Raw genomic sequence first — 20,974 nt, 5'->3', positions numbered from 1 at the left:
CTCGGGAAAATAGCAAAATATTGGGCGCTCTGTCGAGAGTAATTTTCCCGAACGGGAAAATTAACGCGGTCAGGGATATCTTCCCCCGATAATTTCCCGATCGGTAAATTTCATGGGGATTGTCTTGCCCCGGCCAATCGTTTGATGCGCATAAGCGAATGGAGAGGATTGAACCAGTCTTTGATGCCTCGATGATACCGAAGGGATGGAGAACTACAAGCTGGCGACTGAGCGATCGGCGACAAGCGGTGGATCACGGCAAAAGTTTTCGCCCTTGATGTCGAGGGCGGCGACCGGTCCGTCAAAGTCGATGACTTCTCCGACTTCGGCAGGCCCTTGCCGGACGACAGGATCGATCGTAACTCTACCCCAGGTGCTGCCTTGCGGCGATGGCCAGGCATTCCTTGAAAGCCTCGAGATCGGTGAGGCGATCGGCCTCCGGTACTTCCCGCTTGATGAGCACTCCCTCCCGGCGAAGGATGCCGCCGTCCAGCATGAGATTGTCGGCCATGTCAAAATCTTCGATGCTGAGGCCGTCGGGGCCGGCCATGCGACCGTCAGGGCGCAGCGCAGCGTCGCCCAGGTAATGATCGTTCAGGATGCGTTCGTAGTAGCTGCGCGAGGTGTTGGTATAGGCGTAGACATGCTTGCCACGGCCACACATGAAGCCGAGTTCGAACACCGTGCCGACATCGGCACTGATGCCGCGAAACGGCGTGAGGTTGGCGATGATCATGTCGGATGCCAGCATCATGCCCTCATCGACAGCATAGATCGCCAGGCCGCGTTCATGCTTGGTGGGGGCCGGTGGGATTTCAAGGTCGCCGGGCACCAGAGGCGCGAAGCCGGCCGCACGCGCCAGAGCCGCTTTCTCCTTCTGGATCTCGACCGCATTGGGCAGAAAAACTTCCGGGCCAGCGAGATAGACTTTCACGCGCAATCCTCCTCACGTCTCAGGCGGTCAATCTAGGGGAGCAACGCCGCCGCGCCTAGCTGCGGAGCAAAGCAAGCGTGCTTACCCACGGATTTTTCTCGCCTTTTGTCAAACCGGAGCGAACGCGATCGCGGTAGAACGCCCTGCTCGACCGCCATGGACAGAGGTATCGGCCATCCGCTATGTCTCGCAACCGGTCACAACTCGACGATTGAGGCGCGCCCCATGTCCATCCAAGATTTGACAACCTATGTCGGCGTCGCCCACCCATGGATGTGCGACACGATGGGCCACATGAACGTGCGCCATTACGCGGCGATGTTCGACGACGCGAGTTTCCAGCTTCTTGGCCATATCGTCGGCGCCGAAACCGAAACGGATCGGGGCAGGGGGTGGGCGGATGTGCGCTCCGAGGTGGAATACAAGCACGAAACAAAGGCTGGCGCGCTGATCACCATCCGCTCGCGCGTCATCAAGCTCGGCCGCTCGTCGGTCACTTTCGAGCAGACCATGTCCGGTACGCTTGACGGCATGGTACACGCCATTAACAGGACTACGACCGTACGCTTCGATCTTCAGGCGCGCGCGGCGGTCGCGCTCGAAGCGGACGCGCGGGAACGGGCGGAAGCGCTGTTGTCGAATGAGCCGGCGCGACTTCGCGATCAATCGGCGTAGACGCGTTCTTCAAGCGGCGTTTCGGCAATCAGCGTCTGCAAGCCGCCGATCAAAGCCTTCTCGGCCCGGTTGATCGCTTTTTCAGGGTTCGTCAGCATGAAAATATCGATGGCGGGCGGATTGTCGTAGGGCGGCAGGCGCCAGAGCAGCCCGTCTGTCACATCGCGGCGGGCGACGTGCAGCGGCAGTGAGCCGACGCCAAGACCGGCAAGCGTCATCCGCCGCACCTCCTCAAGGCTTGAGGAGACGCCAACGACATTGGCGTTGAGCTTGGCTTCGCTGCGAAGCAGCGCCACAGGCCGAAGCGCGTCGGCGATATGGTCGGTATGGAACGACACCGACGTCTCGCCCTTGAGGTCGGCAAGCTTCAATCCCTCCCGGCCGAATAGCCGATGGTGCGGACCGCAGAAGAAGCCGAAAAACTCCCTGAAGACCATGAGATAGTCGAGCGCCGGATCCCGGACGCTCACAAGGCAAAGGCCGAAGGAAGCACGCTTCTCCCGAACCTGGCGTGTGACCTCGCCGCTCGGTCCGACATTGATCGTCAGCGTCGCGCGCGGATAGCTGCGGTGGAACTCCATCAGCGCCCGGTCGAAGATCGGTGAGACCACATGGCTCGCAACCGCGATTGTGACATGGCCGGTGACGTCGTCGCTCACGCCGCGCACGAGTTGCGGCAGTTGCGAGATCGTGCCGAAGACTTCGACGCTCTGCTCGTAGAGCAACTGTCCCACTTCGGTGAGTTCGAAGCGCGTCGCGTCGCGTTCGACCAGACGCCGCCCGACACGGTCTTCAAGCCGCCGAAGTGCATTGCTCACACTCGGCTGCTTGAGGTTCAGCCGCTCGGCCGCACGCGTGATACTTTTGACCTCGGCGATCACCACGAAGGTGCGCAAAAGGTTCCAGTCGAGCTCCCAGACCAGCCGTTCCAACCGCGGTGAAGTCATTCCTGAAATCTATGCCTTCTATTTTCATTATCTATTTGCGCAATGTTGAAGCACAAGCAATCATGAAATTCGGAAGGCGCCTCCGTGCCGACCCCAAGCGCACCAGAAGGCGCATTCACCCAGAGGAACAAGGAACATTTCATGAAGAGCCTATTCTCCGGCCTGCTGGCCGCGACGCTGACCATCGCTGCAACTTTCTCCACCGTCTCGGCGAAGGCCGACGACCTGGAGAACGTCAAGGCGGCCGGCGAACTGAAGATCGCCATGTCGGGCCAGTACCCGCCGTTCAATTTCGTCAATGAAGAAAACCAGGTCGTCGGTTTCGACGCTTCGATCGGCCAGGCAATTGCCGAGCGTGTCGGCGTCAAGGGTACGCTGGTCACGACCGCCTGGGACGGCATCATCGCCGGCCTGCTCGCCAACAAATACGATACGATCGTCGGCTCGATGACGATCACCCCGGAGCGGGAAAAGGTCGTCGATTTCGTCGGTCCCTATTACCATGCCGGTCGCGCCGTCTTCGTCAGCGAGGCATCCAGTGTTCAGAAGCTCGACGAACTCAAGGGCAAGACGCTTGGCGTAACGCTCGGGGAAACGCATGAGAAGTGGGCACGCGAGCAGGGCGGCTGGGATGTGCGCACCTATAAGGGCCTGCCGGAGCTGCTGATGGAATTGAAGAGCGGTCGTGTCGACGCGATCGTCGTCGACAACATTCCGGTCATGGTCGCCGTCAAGGAAACCGGCGAAAAGGTCCGCCGCCTGGAAACGCCTGACATCGAAGGCGGCAGCGTCGCGATCGGTATTGCCATCCGCAAGAACAATCCGGAACTGAAAGCGGCGATGCAGAAGGCGCTCGAGGACATGCTGGCAGACGGTTCCTACGAGAAGATCGCCATGGAGTGGGTCGGCAGCGATATCCGCTGATCCCCAAGCTTCCCGTCTCTGCGGCCGCCGCATGAGCCGCGGCCGGAGCTCATGAATTCGCCTTCCGGAGTTTTCCCATGGACGTTTCGCTGGTTGAGCGCGTCTTCCCGTTTTTCGTGGAAGCGGCGTGGATCACGATCGAGATCTCGGTACTTGCGCTTGCGCTCGGGCTGGTGGTGGCGTTCCTGATCGCCGCCGCCAAGATGTCGCGCTCGTTGCTGCTGCGCGCGTTCGGTACCGCCTATGTCAGCCTGTTTCGCGGCACGCCGTGCCTCATTCAGCTCTTCGTGCTTTACTTCGGTGGGCCGCAGATCGGCATCAATCTGGAGCCATTTGCTGCCGGCGTCATTGGCCTTGGTCTCAACATCGGCGCCTACATGGCGGAATCCATCCGCGGCGCGGTGCTCTCGGTCGATCGCGGTCAGACGGAGGCAGCACGCTCGATCGGCTTCAGCCGGTTCCAGACCATGCGCAAGGTGATCTTGCCGCAAGCCGCGCGCCTGATGATCCGGCCGCTCGGCGTCAATGCGGTAGCCCTCGTCAAGGGATCAGCGCTCGTCTCGACGATTTCAGTGGTCGAGCTCACCTATACCGCGCAGCGCTACATCGGTTCGACTTACAAGCCGTTCGAGATCTTCGGCGTTGCCGCCGTGCTCTACATGCTCATCGTCTATGTCGTCGCGCGGATCGTCGATCTCATCGACCGACGCTACGCCATAGCTTGAGGGGGAGACGCGCATGCAAGGCCTCGATTTCAGCGTCGTTCCACCCTATGCCGACATCCTCTGGCTGGGCGTCTGGTGGACGGTCGTCCTGACCATCTCCGCCGCCCTGATCAGCTTCGTCTTCGGCATCGTTTTTGCCCTCGTCGTGCTCTATGCACCGAAGACTGTGGCCCTGCCGGTGCGGGCGTTCATGTGGCTGTTCATGGGCACGCCGCTGCTCCTGCAGCTTTTCCTGATCTATTACGGGCTCGGGCAGCTGGGCTTCAAGATCCCGGCGCTGATCGCCGGCATCATCGGCCTCGGCCTGCATTTTGCCGTCTACAATGCCGACATCCTTCGCGCCGGTATCGTGGCAGTCGATGCCGGACAGACGGAGGGCGCCCGCAGCCTTGGCTTCGGCCGCATGCAGACGCTGCGCTACTTCATCGTGCCGCAGGCGATCCGCAACACCATTCCGGCAATGGGCAACAACCTGATCGTGCTGCTGAAGGAATCCTCACTCGTCTCGATCATCGGCATTGCCGAACTCGTCCATGCCGCACAGCTCGCGATCAGCGAGACTTTCAGGCCGTTCGAATTCTACATCACGGTCGCAGCTCTCTATTACATCCTCAATCTCGTCCTCGAAGCGGGTTTGCGCCAGGTCGAAAAGAACGTGGAGGTTTCACGATGACGGCACAGAGACCCATGGTCGAAGTCAAGGGTGCCCGCAAGAATTACGGTGCCTTGGAAGTCCTGAAGGGCATCGATCTCTCCGTGGCGCGCGGCCAGATTGTTGCGATCATCGGCCCGAGTGGCTCGGGCAAGAGCACGCTCTTGAGGTCGATCAACCATCTGGAGACGCTGAATGGCGGCGAAGTCTGGCTCGATGGCGTTCAGGTCAACCAGGACCTGAAAGGCCAGGCCTTCGAAAGGCATATCAATGCGGTGCGCCAACAGATGGGCATGGTGTTCCAGCACTTCAATCTGTTCCCACACCTGACCGTCCTGCAGAACATTACCATGGGGCCGCTCATTCTGAAGGGCATGGCAAAAGCGACGGCGCGTGAACTCGCCATCGAACTCCTGTCGAAGGTCGGCCTTGCGGACAAGGTCGACGCCTTTCCGTCCCGGCTTTCCGGCGGACAAAAGCAACGCGTCGCTATCGCCCGGGCGCTTGCGATGCAGCCGAAGGTGATGCTCTTCGACGAGGCGACTTCGGCCCTTGACCCAGAGCTGGTCGACGAAGTGAACGCGGTCATGAAGCAACTCGCGGCCGAGCACATGACCATGCTGATTGTCACCCATGAGATGCGTTTTGCCGGTGAGGTCGCCGACCGTGTCCTGTTCATGGATGGCGGTGTCGTCGTCGAGCAGGGGGCGCCTGGCGAGATCTTCCGCCAACCGACGCAGGAGCGCACGCGGGCCTTCCTCAAGAAGTACTTGGCGGCATGAAGGGTGTCATGATGGAAAAGAGCAACCAGTACCCCGATTTCGGCCTGACGCCGGAACAGCGCCGCGAGGCGGTGCTCGGTCACTATTACGAATATCCGGGTATGGACGGGGAGGGCGGCGAGATCTGGTGCTACACCGATGCCTATGCCTATCCACCGGGTGCCACCGTGCGACTGCAGGTCAGTTCGACCGCGGCGAGCTTCTCGCTTGAGATCGTGCGCGACGGTGCGACGGAACAGAGCGTTCTGAAGCGTGACGGCCTTGCTGCGCGCTGGCAGGAGACGCCTGACCAGTGCTCGGTGATCGGCTGCGGCTGGGAGACCAGCTTCGAGTTCAAGGTTGAGGAGAACTGGCCATCCGGCGCCTACCGCGTCACGCTGAGAGCAGAGGGCAGCGACGGCACGCCGATCCATTGTCACCATCTCTTCATCGTGCGGCCGATCGCTGGCCGAAAACCGGGCTGCGTACTGCACGTCGCCGCCACCGGCTCCTGGACCTCCTACAATACCTGGGGTGGATCCAACCACTACCAGGGCATCACGGGTCCCAACCGCGACCAGTATGCGACGACGGTCAGCATCGAGCGCCCCTTCTGCCGTGGCTTCGTCGTGCTGCCGGCCGACGCGCCGCGCGTGCCGCTTGAAATCTACGCGCCAATGGCCGTCGCTCCGCGTTACCCACATATGGAATGGGCCTACGCCAACGGCTATTCCAAGAAATATGCCTCCTCCGGCTGGGCAAGTTACGACAGCCATTTCTTCCGCTGGGCGGAACGTCAGGGCTATGCCGTCGATCTCGTCAGTCAGCATGAGCTGCATTTCAATCCTGAGATCCTCGACGGCTATGACTGCGTCGTCTTCGTCGGCCACGACGAATACTGGACCTGGGAAATGCGCGATGCGGTCGACACCTATGTCGAGCGCGGCGGCAGGGCGGCCCGCTTTGCCGGCAACTTCATGTGGCAGACGCGCCTCGAAGACGGCGGCAAGCGCCAGGTTTGTTACAAATACCGGTCACGGGCCGAAGACCCCGCCTATCGCTCAGCCGATCCGACGCGCACGAGCGGCTCCTGGGAGGCCGCCGAGATTGGCCGGCCGGGCGCGGCGACCTTCGGGCTCAATGCCACCCGCGGCCTCTATGTCGGCTGGGGTGGTTGCGCGCCGCGCGGCGCACGGGGCTTTCCGGTCTACCGGCCCGAGCATTGGGCTTTTGCCGGAACAGGTATCTACTACGGCGATATCCTCGGAGCGGAGGGCCATGCCTTCGGCTACGAGGTCGATGGTCTCGACTACATCATCCGCGGTGGACTGCCGGAGCCTGCCGAAGACAGTGGTGCGCCTAAGGGCCTCGAAATCCTCGCGCTCGGCATGTCGTCATTGAAGGAAGAAAGCGCCGACATTCCCGCCGACGACCAGTTCCTCTCCGATGCCGATGCGAAATTCGTCGCCGAGACTCTGATCGGCGACAATGGCCCGGCGACCGTCGAACGCATCAAGCGCGGCTCAGGCATGATCGTCAATTTTCCGCGCGGCAAGGGCGAGGTCTTCCACGCCGGAAGCTGCGAATGGGTCGCGGCGCTCAAACGCGGCGACGCGATGGTCGAGCGCGTCACCGCCAATGTTCTCAATCACTATCTCAACCGCTGACAGAGACTTGCCATGCTCAAGACGACAGCTTCCAACGAACGACCCGCCTCTCACCTCTTCTACCAGTCGCGCCTGCGCCGTCCGCTGGTTGACCGCGCCGAAGGCATCTATCTCTGGGATCAGGACGGACGCCGGGTGATCGACGGCTCCAGCGGCGCCATGGTGGTCAATATCGGCCATGGCAACCGCAATGTGCTCGACGCGATGAAGCGCCAGATGGATCGGGTGACTTTCGCTTACCGGCTGCACTTCGAGAACGAGCCTGCGGAAGACTTGGCCCGCCGCGCGGCCGAAAAGCTGCCTGAGGGCATGGACAAGATCTTCTTCGTGTCAGGCGGCTCGGAAGCCGTCGAATCCTGCCTCAAGCTCGCGCGGCAATGGGCTGTTGCCACCGGCCAGAAGGATCGCTGGAAGGTAATTTCGCGCTTTCCCTCCTACCACGGCGGCACGCTCGGCGCCTTGGCCGTCACCGGCTATGCCGCACTCTCTGAACCCTTCTCGCCGATGATGCGCGAGATGCCGAAGGTGCCGGCACCGACCGCTTATCTCGACCGGGACAATCTGACAATGGAGCAACGCGGCATCAAATATGCCGATATGCTGGAGGAGAAGATCCAGGCGGAAGGCCCCGAAACGGTGCTGGCCTTCATCATGGAGCCGATCGGCGGCGCCTCGACCGGCGCGCTCGTAGCACCGGACAGCTACTACCCGCGCATTCGCGAAATCTGCGACAAGTACGGCATCCTGCTGATCCATGACGAGGTGATGAGCGGTGCCGGCCGCACCGGAAGGTTCCTCGGTGGCGACCACTGGAACTGCCGCCCGGACCTGATCGCGCTTTCCAAGGGCTTTGCGTCTGGCTATTGCCCGCTCGGCGCCATGGCCGCACCGTCACGGATCGTCCAGCCGGTTCTCGATGCCGGCGGTTTCCAACATGGCTTCACCTATGCCGGTAATCCGCTTGCCTGCGCCGCCGGTCTTGCCGTTCTCGACGAGATTGATCGGCTTGACCTCATAGACAATGCCGCCGCCATGGGCGAGGCGTTGAAGGCAGAACTGGTGGCGCTTTCCGGTCGCTTCCCTTTCATCGGCGACGTGCGCGGCAAGGGGTTGCTGCTGGCGGCCGAGTTTGTTTCCGACCGCGAAACAATGAAGCCATTGCCGAAGGAATTGAATGCACACCAGCGCATGGTCGATCTCGCCTATGAACGCGGCCTGATCATCTATTCCAGGCGCACGCGCGGCGGCGTCGAGGGCGACCATTTCCTCGTCTGCCCACCGATGATCATCACCCGTGAGCAGATCGGCGAGATCGTCGCCATCCTCGGTGACGTTCTCGAAGTGCTCGCCGAAGAACTCAACCTTCCCGTCAATCGCTGAGGGCTTGACCATGACGAAAGCCAAGACATCGCGCAAAGTGGTCATCACCTGCGCGGTGACGGGATCGGTGCATACGCCGACCATGTCGCCTTACCTGCCGATCACGCCCGACCAGATCGCCTCTGAAGCGATTGCAGCGGCCGAGGCCGGCGCTTCCATCCTCCATCTGCACGCGCGTAACCCGGAGGACGGCCGTCCGTCCGCCGATCCGGCGTTGTTCATGCAATTCCTGCCGCGCATCAAGCAGTCGACCGATGCGGTCGTGAACATCTCGACCGGCGGCTCGTCGCTGATGGCGCTGGAAGACCGGCTTGCCGCATCGCTTCGCGCCGAACCGGAAATGTGCTCGCTGAACATGGGCTCGATGAATTTCGCGCTCTTTCCGGCGCTCGACAAACCGACGGAATGGAAGCACGAATGGGAGCCGGAGCTTCTGGAAGCAACGCGCAGTTCGATCTTCAAGAACACATTCGCCGATATGGAGTTCATACTGACGCGGCTCGGTCAGGGCTGCGGCACGCGCTTCGAGTTCGAATGTTATGACGTCGGCCATCTCTATTCGCTGGCGCATTTCCGCGATCGCGGCCTGGTGTCGGGCCACCTCTTCATCCAATTCGTCTTCGGCGTTCTCGGCGGTATCGGCGCTGACCCGGAAAACCTGACGCATATGAAGCGCATCGCCGACAAGCTCTTCGGGGACGACTACAGCTTCTCGGTGCTGGCTGCCGGCCGCCACCAGATGCCGATGATCACAATGGCTGCTGCCATGGGCGGCAATGTGCGCGTGGGGTTGGAGGACAGTCTCTATAACGGCCGCGGGACGCTTGCGACCAGCAACGCCGAACAGGTTCACCGCATCCGCACGGTGCTCGACGCGCTGTCGCTGGAGGTTGCCACGCCAGCCGAGGCACGCGATCTTCTCGCCCTAAAGGGTGGAGACAAGGTCGCGTTCTAATGGCGCAGCCTGCGGCCAAAGCGCGGGCCGCCATCGCCAGAGGAATAGAGGAAGAATAGGTGATGACAATAGGAGCCAATGCCTTGGACGTGGTGATCCGCGCCGGACGGCCGCAGGATGCCGAGGCTATGCACCGGGCAATCCTTGAAATGGGGCGCGGGCTTGGCATGGAAGCCAAGGTCACCAGCAGTGCTGAGGATTTTCGCCGATGCGGCTTCGGGCCTGAAGCCGCCTTTGGCAGTTTCGTCGCGGAAGCGCGCGGGGAATTGGTCGGGCTTTGCCTCTTTTTCCCGATCTTTTCCACCTGGCGCGGCCGGCCCGGCGTTTTCATCCAGGATCTCTATATCGATGAACGCCTGCGCGGGCAGGGCATCGGCGAGCGGTTGCTGCGCGAGGCGGCAAGCTGGTCGAAGGCGCGGGGTGGCGACTATCTGCGACTGGCGGTCGATGCCGAGAACTTCGCCGCTCAACGCTTCTATGAACGGCTCGGCATCACCTGGCAAAAAGCCGACCATGAACACGCCGCCTATGGTGACGCCTTTCGGGCGCTCGCCGATGGACTGATTTGATGAGGACGGAACGAGCATGAAAGCCTTCTATGCAGAGGAACAGAAGCGCCACGACCCGAAGGCCTTTCTGTCAAGCGGCGCGCCGAAGCCGAATCCCGAACAGCCAGAGCGCGTCGAACGGTTGGTCGCCGGAGCGAAGGCAGCAGGCTGCGAGATCCTCAGGCCACGCGACCACGGGCTCGGCCCGATCGCTGCCGTGCACACGCCCGAATATCTCGACTTCCTCGAACATATCTACGCGCGCTGGCAGCGCATTGCAGAGGCTTCAGACGAGGTCATACCAAACATCCATCCGTTGGCGCGCGATGGCCGGTATCCGGCTTCGGCCGTCGGGCAGGCGGGTTATCACATGGCTGACACCGCGTGCCCGATATCCGGTGAGACATGGGACAGCGTGCGCTGGAGCGCCTGGAGTGCGGTTGAAGCGGCAGATGCAGTCATGGCGGGAGAGCGTGCGGCTTATGCGCTATGCCGGCCGCCGGGGCACCACGCCTTCGCCGACGTCGCCGGCGGCTTCTGTTTCGTCAACAATTCGGCCGTTGCCGCGCAGCGCTTTCTCAAGAGCGCTGCCCGCGTCGTGATCCTCGATGTCGACCTGCATCACGGCAACGGCACGCAAGGCATCTTCTATCAGCGCGCCGACGTGCTCACCGTCTCGATCCACGCGGATCCCGTGCGCTTTTATCCCTTCTTCTGGGGCCATGCCGATGAACGCGGCGAGGGCCCGGGACTGGGCTACAACTTCAACCTGCCGCTCGAACGCAAATCCGGCGATACGGAATTCCTGGCCGCACTCGATGCCGCCTCTCGCCGCATCCGAGCCTACGCGCCCGATGCGCTGGTCGTGGCGCTCGGACTCGACGCCTACGAAGGAGACCCCTTTGGCGGCCTCTCCGTATCCACGCCGGGATTTGCCCGCATTGGCGAAGCGATCGCCGGACTGGGGCTTCCCACGGCAATCGTCCAGGAAGGCGGCTATCTCTGCGATGCGCTGTCCGACAACTTGACGGCATTCCTTACGGGTTTTGGTTCAGCCTCGCGTTAGCCGATCGAAGGCGCCAGTCGTCATAGAGAGCGCATCACGGTCTCGCTTCTGCGGCTCGGCAGGGTGGCGTCTAACGTCAGGGATACGGCTGTGTCGACCACCCCGACTGACGTCGAGGACGCCGCCTCCGGTGACGTTACGGACGACGCGCTCGACGTGAGTTCACACACCCAAGCACTTATTTTCTCGAAATAATAGCGTTTTGCCCGCCGGTCTTGCAGGACGTCGGCGGGCTATCTGTTTTTGCAAGTCTTCCCGAATATGCACGGCGCCAGGGGCCACGGATGGCAGACTCCACTCGTGAAACCGATCGGCAATCATGCCGGACCCTCCGGGCCGTATTCGACTTTAAACATTTATGCATACAAAATTGTCGACAAAATAGTTGACATTGTCGCCAACAACTTCAAATCTAGGGTGAGGACGCCGGGATATGGCGACTGACGAGAAAATAGAGGGAACCACATGAAACTGAGAAAGCATCTCCTTGCGGGGCTGGCATTCGCCTTTCTTGCAACCACCGCATCCGCCGAAACGCTGCGCTGGGGGAGTCCGCGGGATATCTACTCGCTCGACCCGTATTCTTACGGCAGTACCTCCAACCTGGCCTTCCTCAACCATATTTACGAGGGGCTGACCCGCTATACGCCCGAGTTCAAGGTCGAGCCGGCGCTTGCCACCAGCTGGGAGATGGTCAAGGACAAGGTCTGGCGTTTCCATCTGCGCAAGGGCGTAAAATTCCAGAACGGCGCCGATTTCACAGCTGACGACGTCGTTGCCTCCATGGCTCGCGTCAGCCACCCGACCTCGCCGCTGCGCGGCAATATTCCCGCCTACGTCTCCACCACCAAGGTCGACGACTATACCGTCGACATCGAAGTGAACTCGCCGAACCCGCTGTTCCTCAACGACATGACCAACATCTTCATGTTCGACAAGGACTGGCTGGTCGACAACAAGTCCGAGCTGCCAACCGACGTCGGCGCCAAGGTCGAAGGCTACGCCACCCACAACACCAACGGCACCGGCCCGTTCAAGCTCGAATCCCGTGTTCCCGACAGCAAGACGGTGCTCGTCAAGAACGACGGCTGGTGGGATACGCCGAAGCACAATCTCGACCGCATCGAGTTCATGCCGATCACTTCAGCCGCCACGCGTGTGGCAGCACTGCTCTCAGGCGAAATCGATCTTACCGACGGCGCGCCGGTACAGGATCTCGAGCGGCTGAAGAGCTCGCCGGACATCAAGGTCGTCGAGCGCACCGATTTGCGCACCGTGCACATGGTCTTCAACCGTCACGAGACCTTCGCCGACGGTCGCGAGAATTTCTTCAACAACATCAAGGTGCGCCAGGCGATCGACCATGCAATCGACCGGCAACTCATCTTCAAGCGCGTGATGCGCGGCAAATCGCATGTCGCCGGCACCATGGTCGCCCCGGAAATCCCTGGCTACAGCGCGGAGCTCGACGTGCCGACGAGCTACGATCCGGAACTCTCCAAGAAGTTGCTTGAAGAGGCCGGCGCCGTCGGCAAGGAATTCACGCTCGTCTGCATGAACGACGAGAGCGTCAACGAAGAAGACGTCTGCAGCGCACTGGTTTCGATGCTGTCGCGCATCGGCCTCAAGCCGACCCTCGACATCGGCCCGCGCGCGGTCCAGGCACCGAAGCGCGCCGGCGGCAAATCCGATGCCTACATGATCGGCTGGGCCAACGAGCCGACGCTCGATGCCTATTCGATCCTGGTTCAGGTGCTTTCGACCCGCGAAGGTGCCGCCGGTGTCGCCAACTACGGCGGCTGGTCCTATCCGAAGCTCGACGCGATGGTGAAGAAGGCCGCGCTCGAGATGGATCATGACAAGCGCTTGGCAATCGAGACCGAAGCGCTGAAGTTCGCCAAGGACGAGGTCATCATGATCCCGCTGCACCAGCAGCCGATGGCCTGGGCGATGTCCAAGAACGTCACGGATGTGACCATTCGGGCCGACAACAAGCCGCGTCACTGGCTGACCCGTATCGGCGATTGAGTTTCCTTGCCCCGGCAGAGTTCACTCTGCCGGGCCTTCTCATTCAGCGAGAAACCCAATGATTGTCTTTCTCATAAAGCGGCTGGCCAATGCCGTGCTGGTCATGCTCGCCGTCGCGCTGCTGGCCTTCCTGATCTTCCGCTTCGCCGGTGACCCGGTCGAACTGATGGCCAACGAGCAGATGTCGCAGGCCGACCGCATCGAACTGCGCGAAAAGCTCGGGCTCAACGATTCGTTCCTGACCCAGTACGGCCGCTTCGTCGTCAACGCTGCGCGGGGCGACTTCGGCATCAGCTATCGCAACGGCCAGGATGTCATGACGCTCATTGCCGAGCGCTTCCCGGCGACCATGGAACTTGCACTGGTTGCGACCATCCTGTCGCTTTTGATCGGCATTCCACTTGGCGTCGTCACCGCCATCCATCGAGGAAGATGGTATTCGGAGGGGCTGCAATTCGTCAGCATCATCGGCGTCTCGCTGCCGAGCTTCGTCGTCGGTATCCTGCTGATCCTCGTCTTTGCCGTAACCCTCGGCCTCGTGCCGGCCTTCGGTCGCGGTGATGTCGTGCAACTCGGCTGGTGGAGCACCGGCCTGCTGACGGGCTCGGGCCGCGCATCGCTGCTTTTGCCGTCTCTCGCGCTTGCGCTCTACCAGATCACCCTGGTGATGCGCCTCGTTCGGGCCGAGATGATGGAGGTTCTGCGCTCCGACTTCGTCAAGTTCGCGCGTGCCCGCGGCGTGCCGCGCTGGCGCATCTATTTCCGCCACGCGCTGCGCAACTGTCTCATGCCTGTCGTCACAATGACGGCGATGAATTTCGGCTCGCTGATCGCCTTTGCGCTGATCACCGAAACCGTCTTCCAGTGGCCGGGCATGGGCATGCTCTTCATCCAGGCGGTCACCTTCCTCGATATGCCCGTGATGGCGGGTTACCTCTGCATCGTCTCGTTCATCTTCGTCACGCTCAACACCCTGGTCGACATCGCCTATGCGGTCATCGACCCGCGGCTGCGCGATGCTACCCGTTGAGGTCGCTGTCATGACAGATCACGTTCAGCCAACCACGCCGCCACGCCAGCGCCCCAGGCTTGCTCGCTGGCGCCAGAGCGATCTCTGGTGGTCCTTCACCCACAAGCCCTCGGCGATCATCGGGGCGGTCATGCTCACCTTCCTGATCGTGACCGCTTTCGCGGCACCGCTGATTGCGCCGCAGAACCCCTTCGATCCGGCCCAGCTCGAACTCTGGAATTCCGAACTGCCACCGATATGGGAGACCGATGGCCAGTGGCCCTACGTGCTCGGCACGGACACGCAAGGCCGCGACATGCTCTCGGCCATCCTCTACGGCTCACGCATTTCGATCCTGATCGGCGTCGCTTCGGTCATGCTATCGCTCGCCGTTGGTCTCAGCCTCGGTCTCATCGCCGGCTATTTCGGCCGGTTTATAGACAACCTCTTGATGCGTATCGGCGATGTGCTCCTGTCGATCCCGACCATCCTGATCGCCATCCTCGTCAGCGCAGTCGCACGCCAGATGCTGCCGCCGGAACTGAGGGACGTCGGCGCCGCCGCAGTGCTGGTGCTGGCGATCACGCTTAGCGCCTGGGTGCAGTATGCCCGTACCGTACGCGCCCAGACAATCGTCGAGCGTGGCAAGGAATATGTCCAGGCCGCGCGTCTTTTGAAGACGCCGGCTCGGCGCATCATGCTGAAGCACATCCTACCGAACACGCTGACGCCGATCATGGTCGCTGCGACCTTGAACTTTGGCATGGCGATCCTGACGGAGGCAACACTTTCGTTCCTCGGTATCGGCATGCCGCCCAGCCAGCCGAGCCTCGGAACGCTGATCCGCCTCGGCAACCAGTTCCTGTTCTCGGGCGTATGGTGGGTCGTGCTTTTCCCTGTCATCCAGCTTTGCCTTCTCGTGGTCTCGGTCAACCTGCTCGGTGACTGGCTGCGCGATGCGCTCAATCCGAAATTGAGGTGAATGATGTCCAGTCTCCTGATCCGTAACGTCAGGCCCAATGCCGGCGAAGCGACCGATATTCTCGTGCGCGACGGCAAGATCGCGGCCATCGGCAAGGGGCTTTCTGCCGAAGGCGCCGCGACCGAAGACGGCAACGGCCATATCATGATCTCCGGCCTCGTCGAGGCGCACACGCATCTCGACAAATCGGTCTGGGGCATGCCCTGGCATGTGAACGCCAAGTCTGCGACGCTGCGCGAACGCATCGACTTCGAGCGCGAGAAGCGGCTGGAAATCGGTATCGACCCGCACCGTCAGTCCATGCGCCAGGCGATCATGCTCGCGGCCAATGGTGCAAGCCACATCCGTAGCCATGTTGACATCGACACCACCCACGGCCTGCGCCTGATGGAAGGCATCGTTGCGACCCGCAATACGCTCGAAGGCATCATCGATATCGAGATCGTCGCTTTCCCGCAGTCGGGGCTCGTCACCCGCCCGGGCACGGTCGAGCTCCTCGACCAGGCTCTGAGCAACGGCGCGGAAGTCCTTGGTGGCATTGACCCCTGTGGCATCGACCGTGACCCGAAGGGTCATCTCGACGCGATCTTCGGTCTCGCTGACAAGCATGCAAAGCCGATCGACATTCACCTGCATGAACAAGGCGAGCTTGGTGCCTTCAGTATGGAGCTGATGTTCGAGCGAATCCGTGCGCTCGGCATGCAGGGCAAGGTCGCAATCAGCCATGCCTTTGCGCTCGGCGCGCCGGATTACCTGCGCGTGGCGGGTCTGATCGATCAGATCGCCGAACTTGACGTCCGCATCATCACTACAGGCTCGCCGTCTTCGACCGTGCCTTCGATCCTTCGGCTGAAGGACGCCGGCGTGAAGGTGGCAGCCGGCTGCGACGGCATCCGCGATACCTGGGGTCCATGGGGCCAGCCCGACATGATGGACCGCGCTCGCGTTCTCGGCATGAAGAACGGGCTCCGCCGTGATGTCGATCTCGAACATGCGCTGCATGTCTGCTCCAAGGGCGGCGCCGAGGTCATGGACATCAAGGGCTACGGCCTGGACGTCGGCTGTGACGCCGACTTCACCCTGCTCACCGGCGAGACGCTGGCGCATGCCGTTGTCGACGTGGCCCCGCGGCCGCTAGTCGTCAAGCGTGGTCGCGTCATCGCCCGTAATGGCATTGCGGAGGTAGCCATCCCATGAACAGCATCAAGGATTTGACACTCGGCCGTCGTCCCGACGGTCGCACGCTTCTGACGGCGCAATGGGTGCTCGGCCACCGCGACGGCTCACACCGGCTGATCCCGAACGGCGAGGTCGTCATCGAAGGCTGTACGCTGCTCTATGTCGGACCACGTTTTGAAGGCGAGGTCGCCCGGCGGATCGATCTCGGCGCAGCCATGATCAGCCCCGGCCTGATCGACCTCGACGCGCTTTCCGATCTCGACACGACCGTTCTTTCGATCGATCACCAGCCGGGCTGGGCCAAGGGGCGTGTCTGGCCGCGTTCCTATATCGAGCGCGGGCCCTATGAGATGTACACGCCTGAGGAGCTCGCCTTCCAGAAACGCTTCGCCTTTGCGCAGCTCCTGTTGAACGGCATCACCACGGCAGCACCGATTGCCTCGCTCTTCTATCGCGAGTGGGGCGAGACCGTTGCGGAGTTCGCCGCTGCTTCGGATGCTGCCGGCGATCTCGGCCTGCGCGTCTATCTGAGCCCCGCCTACCGCGCCGGCGGCATGATGGTCACGGCCCCAGGGCAGCTCGAAGCGATCTTCAACGAAGAAAGAGGCCTGAAAGGCCTCGACGATGCCATCGGCTTCATTCGCGAGCACGAAGGCCGTCACGGTGGCCTCGTCAAGGGCCTGCTGGCTCCGGACCGGGTGGAAACCTGCACCGAAAAACTCCTGCTCCGCACCGCCGACGCGGCTCGCGACCTGGACTGCCCGATCCGCCTGCACGCGGCGCAGGGCACCATGGAGGTCGATACCGTTCGCCGCCTGCACGGCAAGACCGCGCCGGAATGGCTGGCAAGCTTCGGCTTCCTGAGTGATCGGCTGATTGCGCCGCATGCGACCCAGGCAACGGACAACGATCTGCGTCTTTATGCCGAAAACGGCGTCAGCATCGTCCATTGTCCGCTGGTTTCAGCCCGCGGTGGCAGCACGCTGAATTCCTTCCGCTCGGTCAAGGCCCGCGGCATCAACATCGCCATGGGTACCGACACGACGCCGCCGGACATGCTGATGAATCTGCTGGTCGGCCTCATCACCTGTCGCGTCGTCGAAAACGACGCGACCGCGGTGCGCTGCGCCGATCTCTTCGATGCCGCGACCCTTGGCGGCGCCAAGGCGCTCGGCCGCTCGGATCTCGGGCGCCTGGAGGCGGGTGCCCGTGCCGACATCGCCGTCTTCGACCTCATGGACCACCACATGGCGCCGGCGGTCGATCCGATCACCACGCTGGTGGTCGGCGGTTCCGGACGCGTCACCAAGGCGGTCTTCGTCGACGGCCGCCTGTCGATGCGGGATGGTGAAGTCGCAGGTTTCGACATGAACGAAGCGCGCGCGAAGGCGCAGGTGCAATTCGACGGCCTAATCGCAAAATACCCCGAAAGAAGCTGGGGTCACCCGCCGGTCAGCGAGATCTTCCCGCCGAGCTACCCCCTGGAGGAGCAGCGATGACGGAAAATGCATCATCGGTCGTGCTTGACGTTCGCGGCCTCTGCGTCGAATTCCCCGGGCGCCATGGTACCGTTTCGGCGCTTTCCGACGTGTCGCTCAGCATCCGCCCGGGTGAAATCCTCGGTGTCGTCGGCGAGTCCGGCGCCGGCAAGTCGATGACCGGGCTGGCGGTCCAGGGGCTACTGGAGCCCCCCGGCCGGATTTCCGGGGGCGAGGTCTGGCTCGCTGGCCGTCGGATCGACCAGCTCGACGACAAGCAGATGCAACAGGTGCGTGGCCGGCAGATCGGCGCGATTTTCCAGGATCCGCTGACTTCGCTCAACCCGCTGTTCACGATCGGTGCCCAACTGGTCGAGACGATCCGCCTTCACCTGAAGCTCTCCAAGGCCGATGCCAAGGCGCGCGCCATTCAGCTTCTGAAGGAAGTCGGCATTCCGGCGCCCGAGGCGCGCTATGACCACTATCCTCACCAGTTTTCGGGCGGCATGCGCCAGCGCGTAGTCATTGCGCTCGCGCTCGCCGCCGAGCCGAAACTGATCATCGCCGATGAGCCGACAACGGCGCTCGACGTATCGATCCAGGCGCAGATCACTTCGTTGCTACGTCGGCTTTGCGACGATCATGGCACCGCAGTCATGCTGGTCACCCACGATATGGGCGTCATCGCCGAGACGGCCGATCGGGTCGCGGTCATGTATGCCGGGCGGCTGGTCGAGATCGGTCCGGTGGGCGACGTGCTGAAGAACGCCCGTCATCCCTATACCCGTGGTCTAATGGGCTCGATCCCGGCACTCGGCCGTCGCGTCGAGCGGCTGAACCAGATCGACGGCTCGATGCCGCGGCTGAACGCAATCCCGACCGGCTGCGCCTTCAACCCGCGCTGCCCCGAGGCGGGTCCGCGCTGCCGGAAAGATCGCCCCGAACCGGCACCGGTCGGCTCAGGCGTCAGCGCATGCTGGCTCAATGCAGGAGGAGTTCTATGAGTGATGCCCTGACGGTCAAGGACCTGACCTGCAACTTCGATGTGTCCGCGCCCTGGCTCAACCGCGTGATCGAACGCAAGCCGCGGCAATTCGTGCGCGCTGTGGACGATATCAGCTTCACCGTGCCGATGGGGGGATGCCTGAGCCTCGTTGGCGAATCCGGCTGCGGCAAGTCGACGGTGGCAAGGCTGGTCACCGGTCTGTACAGGGCGAGCGAAGGCGAAGTGCGGTTTGCGCCCGGCAAGAGCGGGCAGCCACTCTCCGCGCAGATGATCTTCCAGGATCCCTATGCCAGCCTCAATCCGCGCTGGCGGGTGCGCAACATCATTGCCGAGCCGCTTCGCGAGTTGAAGCTGCGCAACTCGGAAGACGAGATCATGGAGCGGGTCGGCGAGCTGCTGACGATCGTCGGCCTCGCCCCCTCGGATGGCGCCAAGTTCCCGCACGAATTCTCCGGCGGACAGCGCCAGCGCATCTCGATCGCGCGCGCCCTCGCCGGTGAGCCGGAATTCCTCGTCTGCGATGAGCCGACCTCGGCGCTCGACGTCTCGGTCCAGGCCCAGATCCTGAACCTCATGCGCAAGCTACAGGACGAGATGGGGCTGACCTATCTTTTCATCAGCCACGACATGAGCGTGGTGCGCCACATGTCCGACCGCATCGCGGTGATGTATCTCGGCCGCATCGTCGAGGAGGCGGACACAGAGACGCTCTTCGCCAATCCGCGACACCCCTATACGCAGTTGCTCCTGGAGACGATCCCGGATATCACGGACCCGAAGCGCGGGCGCAGTATCGCCGCCAGTGAGGTGCCGAGCCCGCTTAATCCGCCGACAGGCTGCACGTTCCATCCGCGTTGCCCCTTCGCGGACCAGCGCTGCAAGAGCGAGCGTCCGGAAATGCGCAATTTCGCCGATGGCTCGCGTGCCGCCTGCCACCGCATCGAAGAGACGGTGAAAGCCATCCACGCCGCTTGAGGCAACTTTCTTCCCTGAAGCCTTGGGCTCCGTGTCGTGCCAGTCGCGGAGCCTCTTTTTTGGCCGCAATTCGAGTGAGCCTTTGCGGCACGGGCGTGTTTCGCATTGCTGTCGTCAGCCGCATGCAAGACTGCTAACCGGAATTCAACGAAATAGACCGATGACCATTTCCGGGCCTCGACACTCACGTTAGGGTAGGGGCCGAAAGCTGGGCCGCGCTACGCTTGGCGGGTGCGGCTGGGATCGATGCGTTGATTTGAAGAGTTGGCCTATGAACACGACCTCCGACACTGATTTCCCCGTCCTCAATGCCGTTGAAGCCCGCGTTCTCGGATGCCTGATCGAGAAGAAGGAAACGACGCCCGACGTCTATCCGCTGACGCTCAATTCGGCACATGCGGCGGCCAACCAGAAGACCGCACGCGATCCCGTCATGGCGCTCGAACAGGTGGATGTCCACCGTGCGCTCGCATCATTGGTGCAGAAGGGACTGGTCCGGCAGGCGTTCGCGTCGAGGGTCGAGCGCTACGAGCACCTGGTGGCCAACCGTTTCTCGCTGACATCGCCGCAGATCGTCGCACTGGGCCTGTTGCTTCTTCGCGGTCCGCAGACGGCTTACGAACTTTGGGCGCGCAGCGAGCGCATGGCGCGGTTCTCATCGATCGAGGACCTGAAGGATAATCTCGATCTGATGATGGGCCGCCGGCCGCCCCTCATCGTTCAACTGAACCGGGGCGCCGGTCAACGCGAGGACCGCTTCGCGCATCTGCTTTGCGGGGAAGTCGAGCAGGCGACTTACGAGAGGGTGGCAGTGTCATTGGCGTCGAGCGGTTCGGCGCTGTCTGCCCTTGAGGAGCGGCTGGAAGCGCTTGAGCAAAAGGTGGCGACGCTGCAGGAGCAGCTTGACGCCTTGATGCGCTGAAAAGCCTGAGGTCTCTTTTGGAGAGGGTAGCCTGAGCTTCGTCGGCCAACATAGCCCGTTCAAGACGACGCCGCTGAGGGGAAGGAACCTTCAACAGAGTGAGCTCCCAACTGACGGCGAGAGCCGCTCGGTCTTGGCACACCGCAAATCCCTGGTGCGCG

20 protein-coding genes are annotated in these 20,974 nt (G+C 62.3%); 18 read left to right on the top strand and 2 right to left on the bottom strand.

The genetic code is table 11. The features are described from left to right. Positions 1-364: 364 nt before the first annotated feature. A complete protein-coding gene (locus tag QM996_RS23985; RefSeq protein WP_334198521.1) occupies positions 365-940 on the bottom strand; it encodes a nucleoside 2-deoxyribosyltransferase in 576 nt (191 codons plus the stop codon). A gap of 219 nt (positions 941-1,159) precedes the next feature. Between QM996_RS23985 and QM996_RS23980 the strand changes: the two genes are divergently transcribed. After that, positions 1,160-1,609 carry an acyl-CoA thioesterase gene (locus tag QM996_RS23980; RefSeq protein WP_334198520.1) on the top strand — a complete coding sequence of 150 codons (450 nt, stop codon included), beginning with the start codon at positions 1,160-1,162 and terminating at the stop codon, positions 1,607-1,609. Here the strand turns inward: QM996_RS23980 and QM996_RS23975 are convergent. Further along, a complete protein-coding gene (locus QM996_RS23975) occupies positions 1,597-2,556 on the bottom strand; it encodes a LysR family transcriptional regulator (RefSeq protein WP_334198519.1) in 960 nt (319 codons plus the stop codon). The genes QM996_RS23980 and QM996_RS23975 overlap by 13 nt on opposite strands. Before the next feature lie 141 nt (positions 2,557-2,697). On the opposite strand from QM996_RS23975, the gene QM996_RS23970 reads away from it, so the two are divergent. The 17 genes from QM996_RS23970 (at position 2,698) to QM996_RS23890 (ending at position 20,813) form a co-directional block, all read left to right on the top strand. Beyond that, on the top strand, positions 2,698-3,480 hold the full coding sequence (locus tag QM996_RS23970; protein ID WP_334198518.1) for an ABC transporter substrate-binding protein: 783 nt from the start codon (positions 2,698-2,700) through the stop codon (positions 3,478-3,480). 77 nt (positions 3,481-3,557) lie between these two features. Beyond that, positions 3,558-4,205 carry an amino acid ABC transporter permease gene (locus tag QM996_RS23965; protein WP_334198517.1) on the top strand — a complete coding sequence of 216 codons (648 nt, stop codon included), beginning with the start codon at positions 3,558-3,560 and terminating at the stop codon, positions 4,203-4,205. Positions 4,206-4,218: 13 nt separating this feature from the next. After that, positions 4,219-4,878 carry an amino acid ABC transporter permease gene (locus tag QM996_RS23960; protein WP_334198516.1) on the top strand — a complete coding sequence of 220 codons (660 nt, stop codon included), beginning with the start codon at positions 4,219-4,221 and terminating at the stop codon, positions 4,876-4,878. Beyond that, the gene (locus QM996_RS23955; protein WP_334198515.1) at positions 4,875-5,639 is read left to right on the top strand and encodes an amino acid ABC transporter ATP-binding protein; all 765 of its coding nucleotides are present in this window, start codon (positions 4,875-4,877) and stop codon (positions 5,637-5,639) included. Before QM996_RS23960 ends, QM996_RS23955 begins: the two co-directional genes overlap by 4 nt. Positions 5,640-5,647: 8 nt before the next feature. Beyond that, complete coding sequence (locus tag QM996_RS23950; protein WP_334198514.1) at positions 5,648-7,285, top strand: N,N-dimethylformamidase beta subunit family domain-containing protein; 1,638 nt, start codon at positions 5,648-5,650, stop codon at positions 7,283-7,285. 12 nt (positions 7,286-7,297) lie between these two features. After that, positions 7,298-8,665, top strand: coding sequence for an aminotransferase family protein (locus QM996_RS23945; protein WP_334198513.1), 1,368 nt, complete (start codon positions 7,298-7,300; stop codon positions 8,663-8,665). Positions 8,666-8,675: 10 nt separating this feature from the next. Beyond that, a complete protein-coding gene (gene kce / locus QM996_RS23940) occupies positions 8,676-9,620 on the top strand; it encodes a 3,5-dioxohexanoate:acetyl-CoA acetone transferase (protein ID WP_334198512.1) in 945 nt (314 codons plus the stop codon). Between the two features lie 62 nt (positions 9,621-9,682). Further along, positions 9,683-10,189, top strand: coding sequence for a GNAT family N-acetyltransferase (locus QM996_RS23935; RefSeq protein WP_334198511.1), 507 nt, complete (start codon positions 9,683-9,685; stop codon positions 10,187-10,189). Positions 10,190-10,205: 16 nt separating this feature from the next. After that, on the top strand, positions 10,206-11,234 hold the full coding sequence (locus QM996_RS23930; protein ID WP_334198510.1) for a histone deacetylase family protein: 1,029 nt from the start codon (positions 10,206-10,208) through the stop codon (positions 11,232-11,234). Between the two features lie 465 nt (positions 11,235-11,699). Further along, complete coding sequence (locus tag QM996_RS23925) at positions 11,700-13,262, top strand: ABC transporter substrate-binding protein (RefSeq protein WP_334198509.1); 1,563 nt, start codon at positions 11,700-11,702, stop codon at positions 13,260-13,262. 58 nt (positions 13,263-13,320) lie between these two features. Further along, positions 13,321-14,292, top strand: a complete 972-nt coding sequence (locus tag QM996_RS23920; protein ID WP_334198508.1) for an ABC transporter permease — start codon at positions 13,321-13,323, stop codon at positions 14,290-14,292. A gap of 10 nt (positions 14,293-14,302) precedes the next feature. Continuing rightward, entirely contained in the window at positions 14,303-15,253 is a 951-nt protein-coding gene (locus QM996_RS23915) for an ABC transporter permease (protein WP_334198507.1), read from the top strand. 3 nt (positions 15,254-15,256) lie between these two features. Further along, entirely contained in the window at positions 15,257-16,450 is a 1,194-nt protein-coding gene (locus QM996_RS23910; RefSeq protein WP_334198506.1) for an amidohydrolase family protein, read from the top strand. Next, positions 16,447-17,931 carry an amidohydrolase family protein gene (locus QM996_RS23905; RefSeq protein WP_334198505.1) on the top strand — a complete coding sequence of 495 codons (1,485 nt, stop codon included), beginning with the start codon at positions 16,447-16,449 and terminating at the stop codon, positions 17,929-17,931. Before QM996_RS23910 ends, QM996_RS23905 begins: the two co-directional genes overlap by 4 nt. Then, positions 17,928-18,914 (top strand): ABC transporter ATP-binding protein, encoded by a 987-nt coding sequence (locus QM996_RS23900; protein ID WP_334198504.1) that lies wholly within the window; start codon positions 17,928-17,930, stop codon positions 18,912-18,914. Before QM996_RS23905 ends, QM996_RS23900 begins: the two co-directional genes overlap by 4 nt. Beyond that, the gene (locus QM996_RS23895; RefSeq protein ID WP_334198503.1) at positions 18,911-19,891 is read left to right on the top strand and encodes an ABC transporter ATP-binding protein; all 981 of its coding nucleotides are present in this window, start codon (positions 18,911-18,913) and stop codon (positions 19,889-19,891) included. The genes QM996_RS23900 and QM996_RS23895 overlap by 4 nt, the downstream gene beginning before the upstream one ends. 271 nt (positions 19,892-20,162) lie before the next feature. Next, positions 20,163-20,813: a YceH family protein gene (locus tag QM996_RS23890; RefSeq protein ID WP_334198502.1), complete on the top strand. Its 651-nt coding sequence runs from the start codon at positions 20,163-20,165 to the stop codon at positions 20,811-20,813. Positions 20,814-20,974: the final 161 nt, after the last annotated feature.

The sequence above is a fragment of the Sinorhizobium chiapasense genome (assembly GCF_045277575.1).
Lineage (GTDB): Bacteria > Pseudomonadota > Alphaproteobacteria > Rhizobiales > Rhizobiaceae > Ensifer > Ensifer chiapasense_A.
This window is presented reverse-complemented; position numbering and strand designations above follow the sequence as displayed.

What these genes read in the sequence shown, in the direction of transcription:
- QM996_RS23900 (WP_334198504.1), top strand. Translation starts at nt 17,928, where the DNA reads ATGACGGAAAATGCATCATCGGTCGTGCTTGACGTTCGCGGCCTCTGC.
- QM996_RS23895 (WP_334198503.1), top strand. Translation starts at nt 18,911, where the DNA reads ATGAGTGATGCCCTGACGGTCAAGGACCTGACCTGCAACTTCGATGTG.
- QM996_RS23905 (WP_334198505.1), top strand. Translation starts at nt 16,447, where the DNA reads ATGAACAGCATCAAGGATTTGACACTCGGCCGTCGTCCCGACGGTCGC.
- QM996_RS23955 (WP_334198515.1), top strand. Translation starts at nt 4,875, where the DNA reads ATGACGGCACAGAGACCCATGGTCGAAGTCAAGGGTGCCCGCAAGAAT.
- QM996_RS23890 (WP_334198502.1), top strand. Translation starts at nt 20,163, where the DNA reads ATGAACACGACCTCCGACACTGATTTCCCCGTCCTCAATGCCGTTGAA.
- QM996_RS23925 (WP_334198509.1), top strand. Translation starts at nt 11,700, where the DNA reads ATGAAACTGAGAAAGCATCTCCTTGCGGGGCTGGCATTCGCCTTTCTT.
- QM996_RS23965 (WP_334198517.1), top strand. Translation starts at nt 3,558, where the DNA reads ATGGACGTTTCGCTGGTTGAGCGCGTCTTCCCGTTTTTCGTGGAAGCG.
- QM996_RS23920 (WP_334198508.1), top strand. Translation starts at nt 13,321, where the DNA reads ATGATTGTCTTTCTCATAAAGCGGCTGGCCAATGCCGTGCTGGTCATG.
- QM996_RS23950 (WP_334198514.1), top strand. Translation starts at nt 5,648, where the DNA reads ATGATGGAAAAGAGCAACCAGTACCCCGATTTCGGCCTGACGCCGGAA.
- QM996_RS23980 (WP_334198520.1), top strand. Translation starts at nt 1,160, where the DNA reads ATGTCCATCCAAGATTTGACAACCTATGTCGGCGTCGCCCACCCATGG.
- QM996_RS23910 (WP_334198506.1), top strand. Translation starts at nt 15,257, where the DNA reads ATGTCCAGTCTCCTGATCCGTAACGTCAGGCCCAATGCCGGCGAAGCG.
- kce (WP_334198512.1), top strand. Translation starts at nt 8,676, where the DNA reads ATGACGAAAGCCAAGACATCGCGCAAAGTGGTCATCACCTGCGCGGTG.
- QM996_RS23970 (WP_334198518.1), top strand. Translation starts at nt 2,698, where the DNA reads ATGAAGAGCCTATTCTCCGGCCTGCTGGCCGCGACGCTGACCATCGCT.
- QM996_RS23960 (WP_334198516.1), top strand. Translation starts at nt 4,219, where the DNA reads ATGCAAGGCCTCGATTTCAGCGTCGTTCCACCCTATGCCGACATCCTC.
- QM996_RS23945 (WP_334198513.1), top strand. Translation starts at nt 7,298, where the DNA reads ATGCTCAAGACGACAGCTTCCAACGAACGACCCGCCTCTCACCTCTTC.
- QM996_RS23935 (WP_334198511.1), top strand. Translation starts at nt 9,683, where the DNA reads ATGACAATAGGAGCCAATGCCTTGGACGTGGTGATCCGCGCCGGACGG.
- QM996_RS23930 (WP_334198510.1), top strand. Translation starts at nt 10,206, where the DNA reads ATGAAAGCCTTCTATGCAGAGGAACAGAAGCGCCACGACCCGAAGGCC.
- QM996_RS23915 (WP_334198507.1), top strand. Translation starts at nt 14,303, where the DNA reads ATGACAGATCACGTTCAGCCAACCACGCCGCCACGCCAGCGCCCCAGG.
- QM996_RS23975 (WP_334198519.1), bottom strand. Translation starts at nt 2,556, where the DNA reads ATGACTTCACCGCGGTTGGAACGGCTGGTCTGGGAGCTCGACTGGAAC.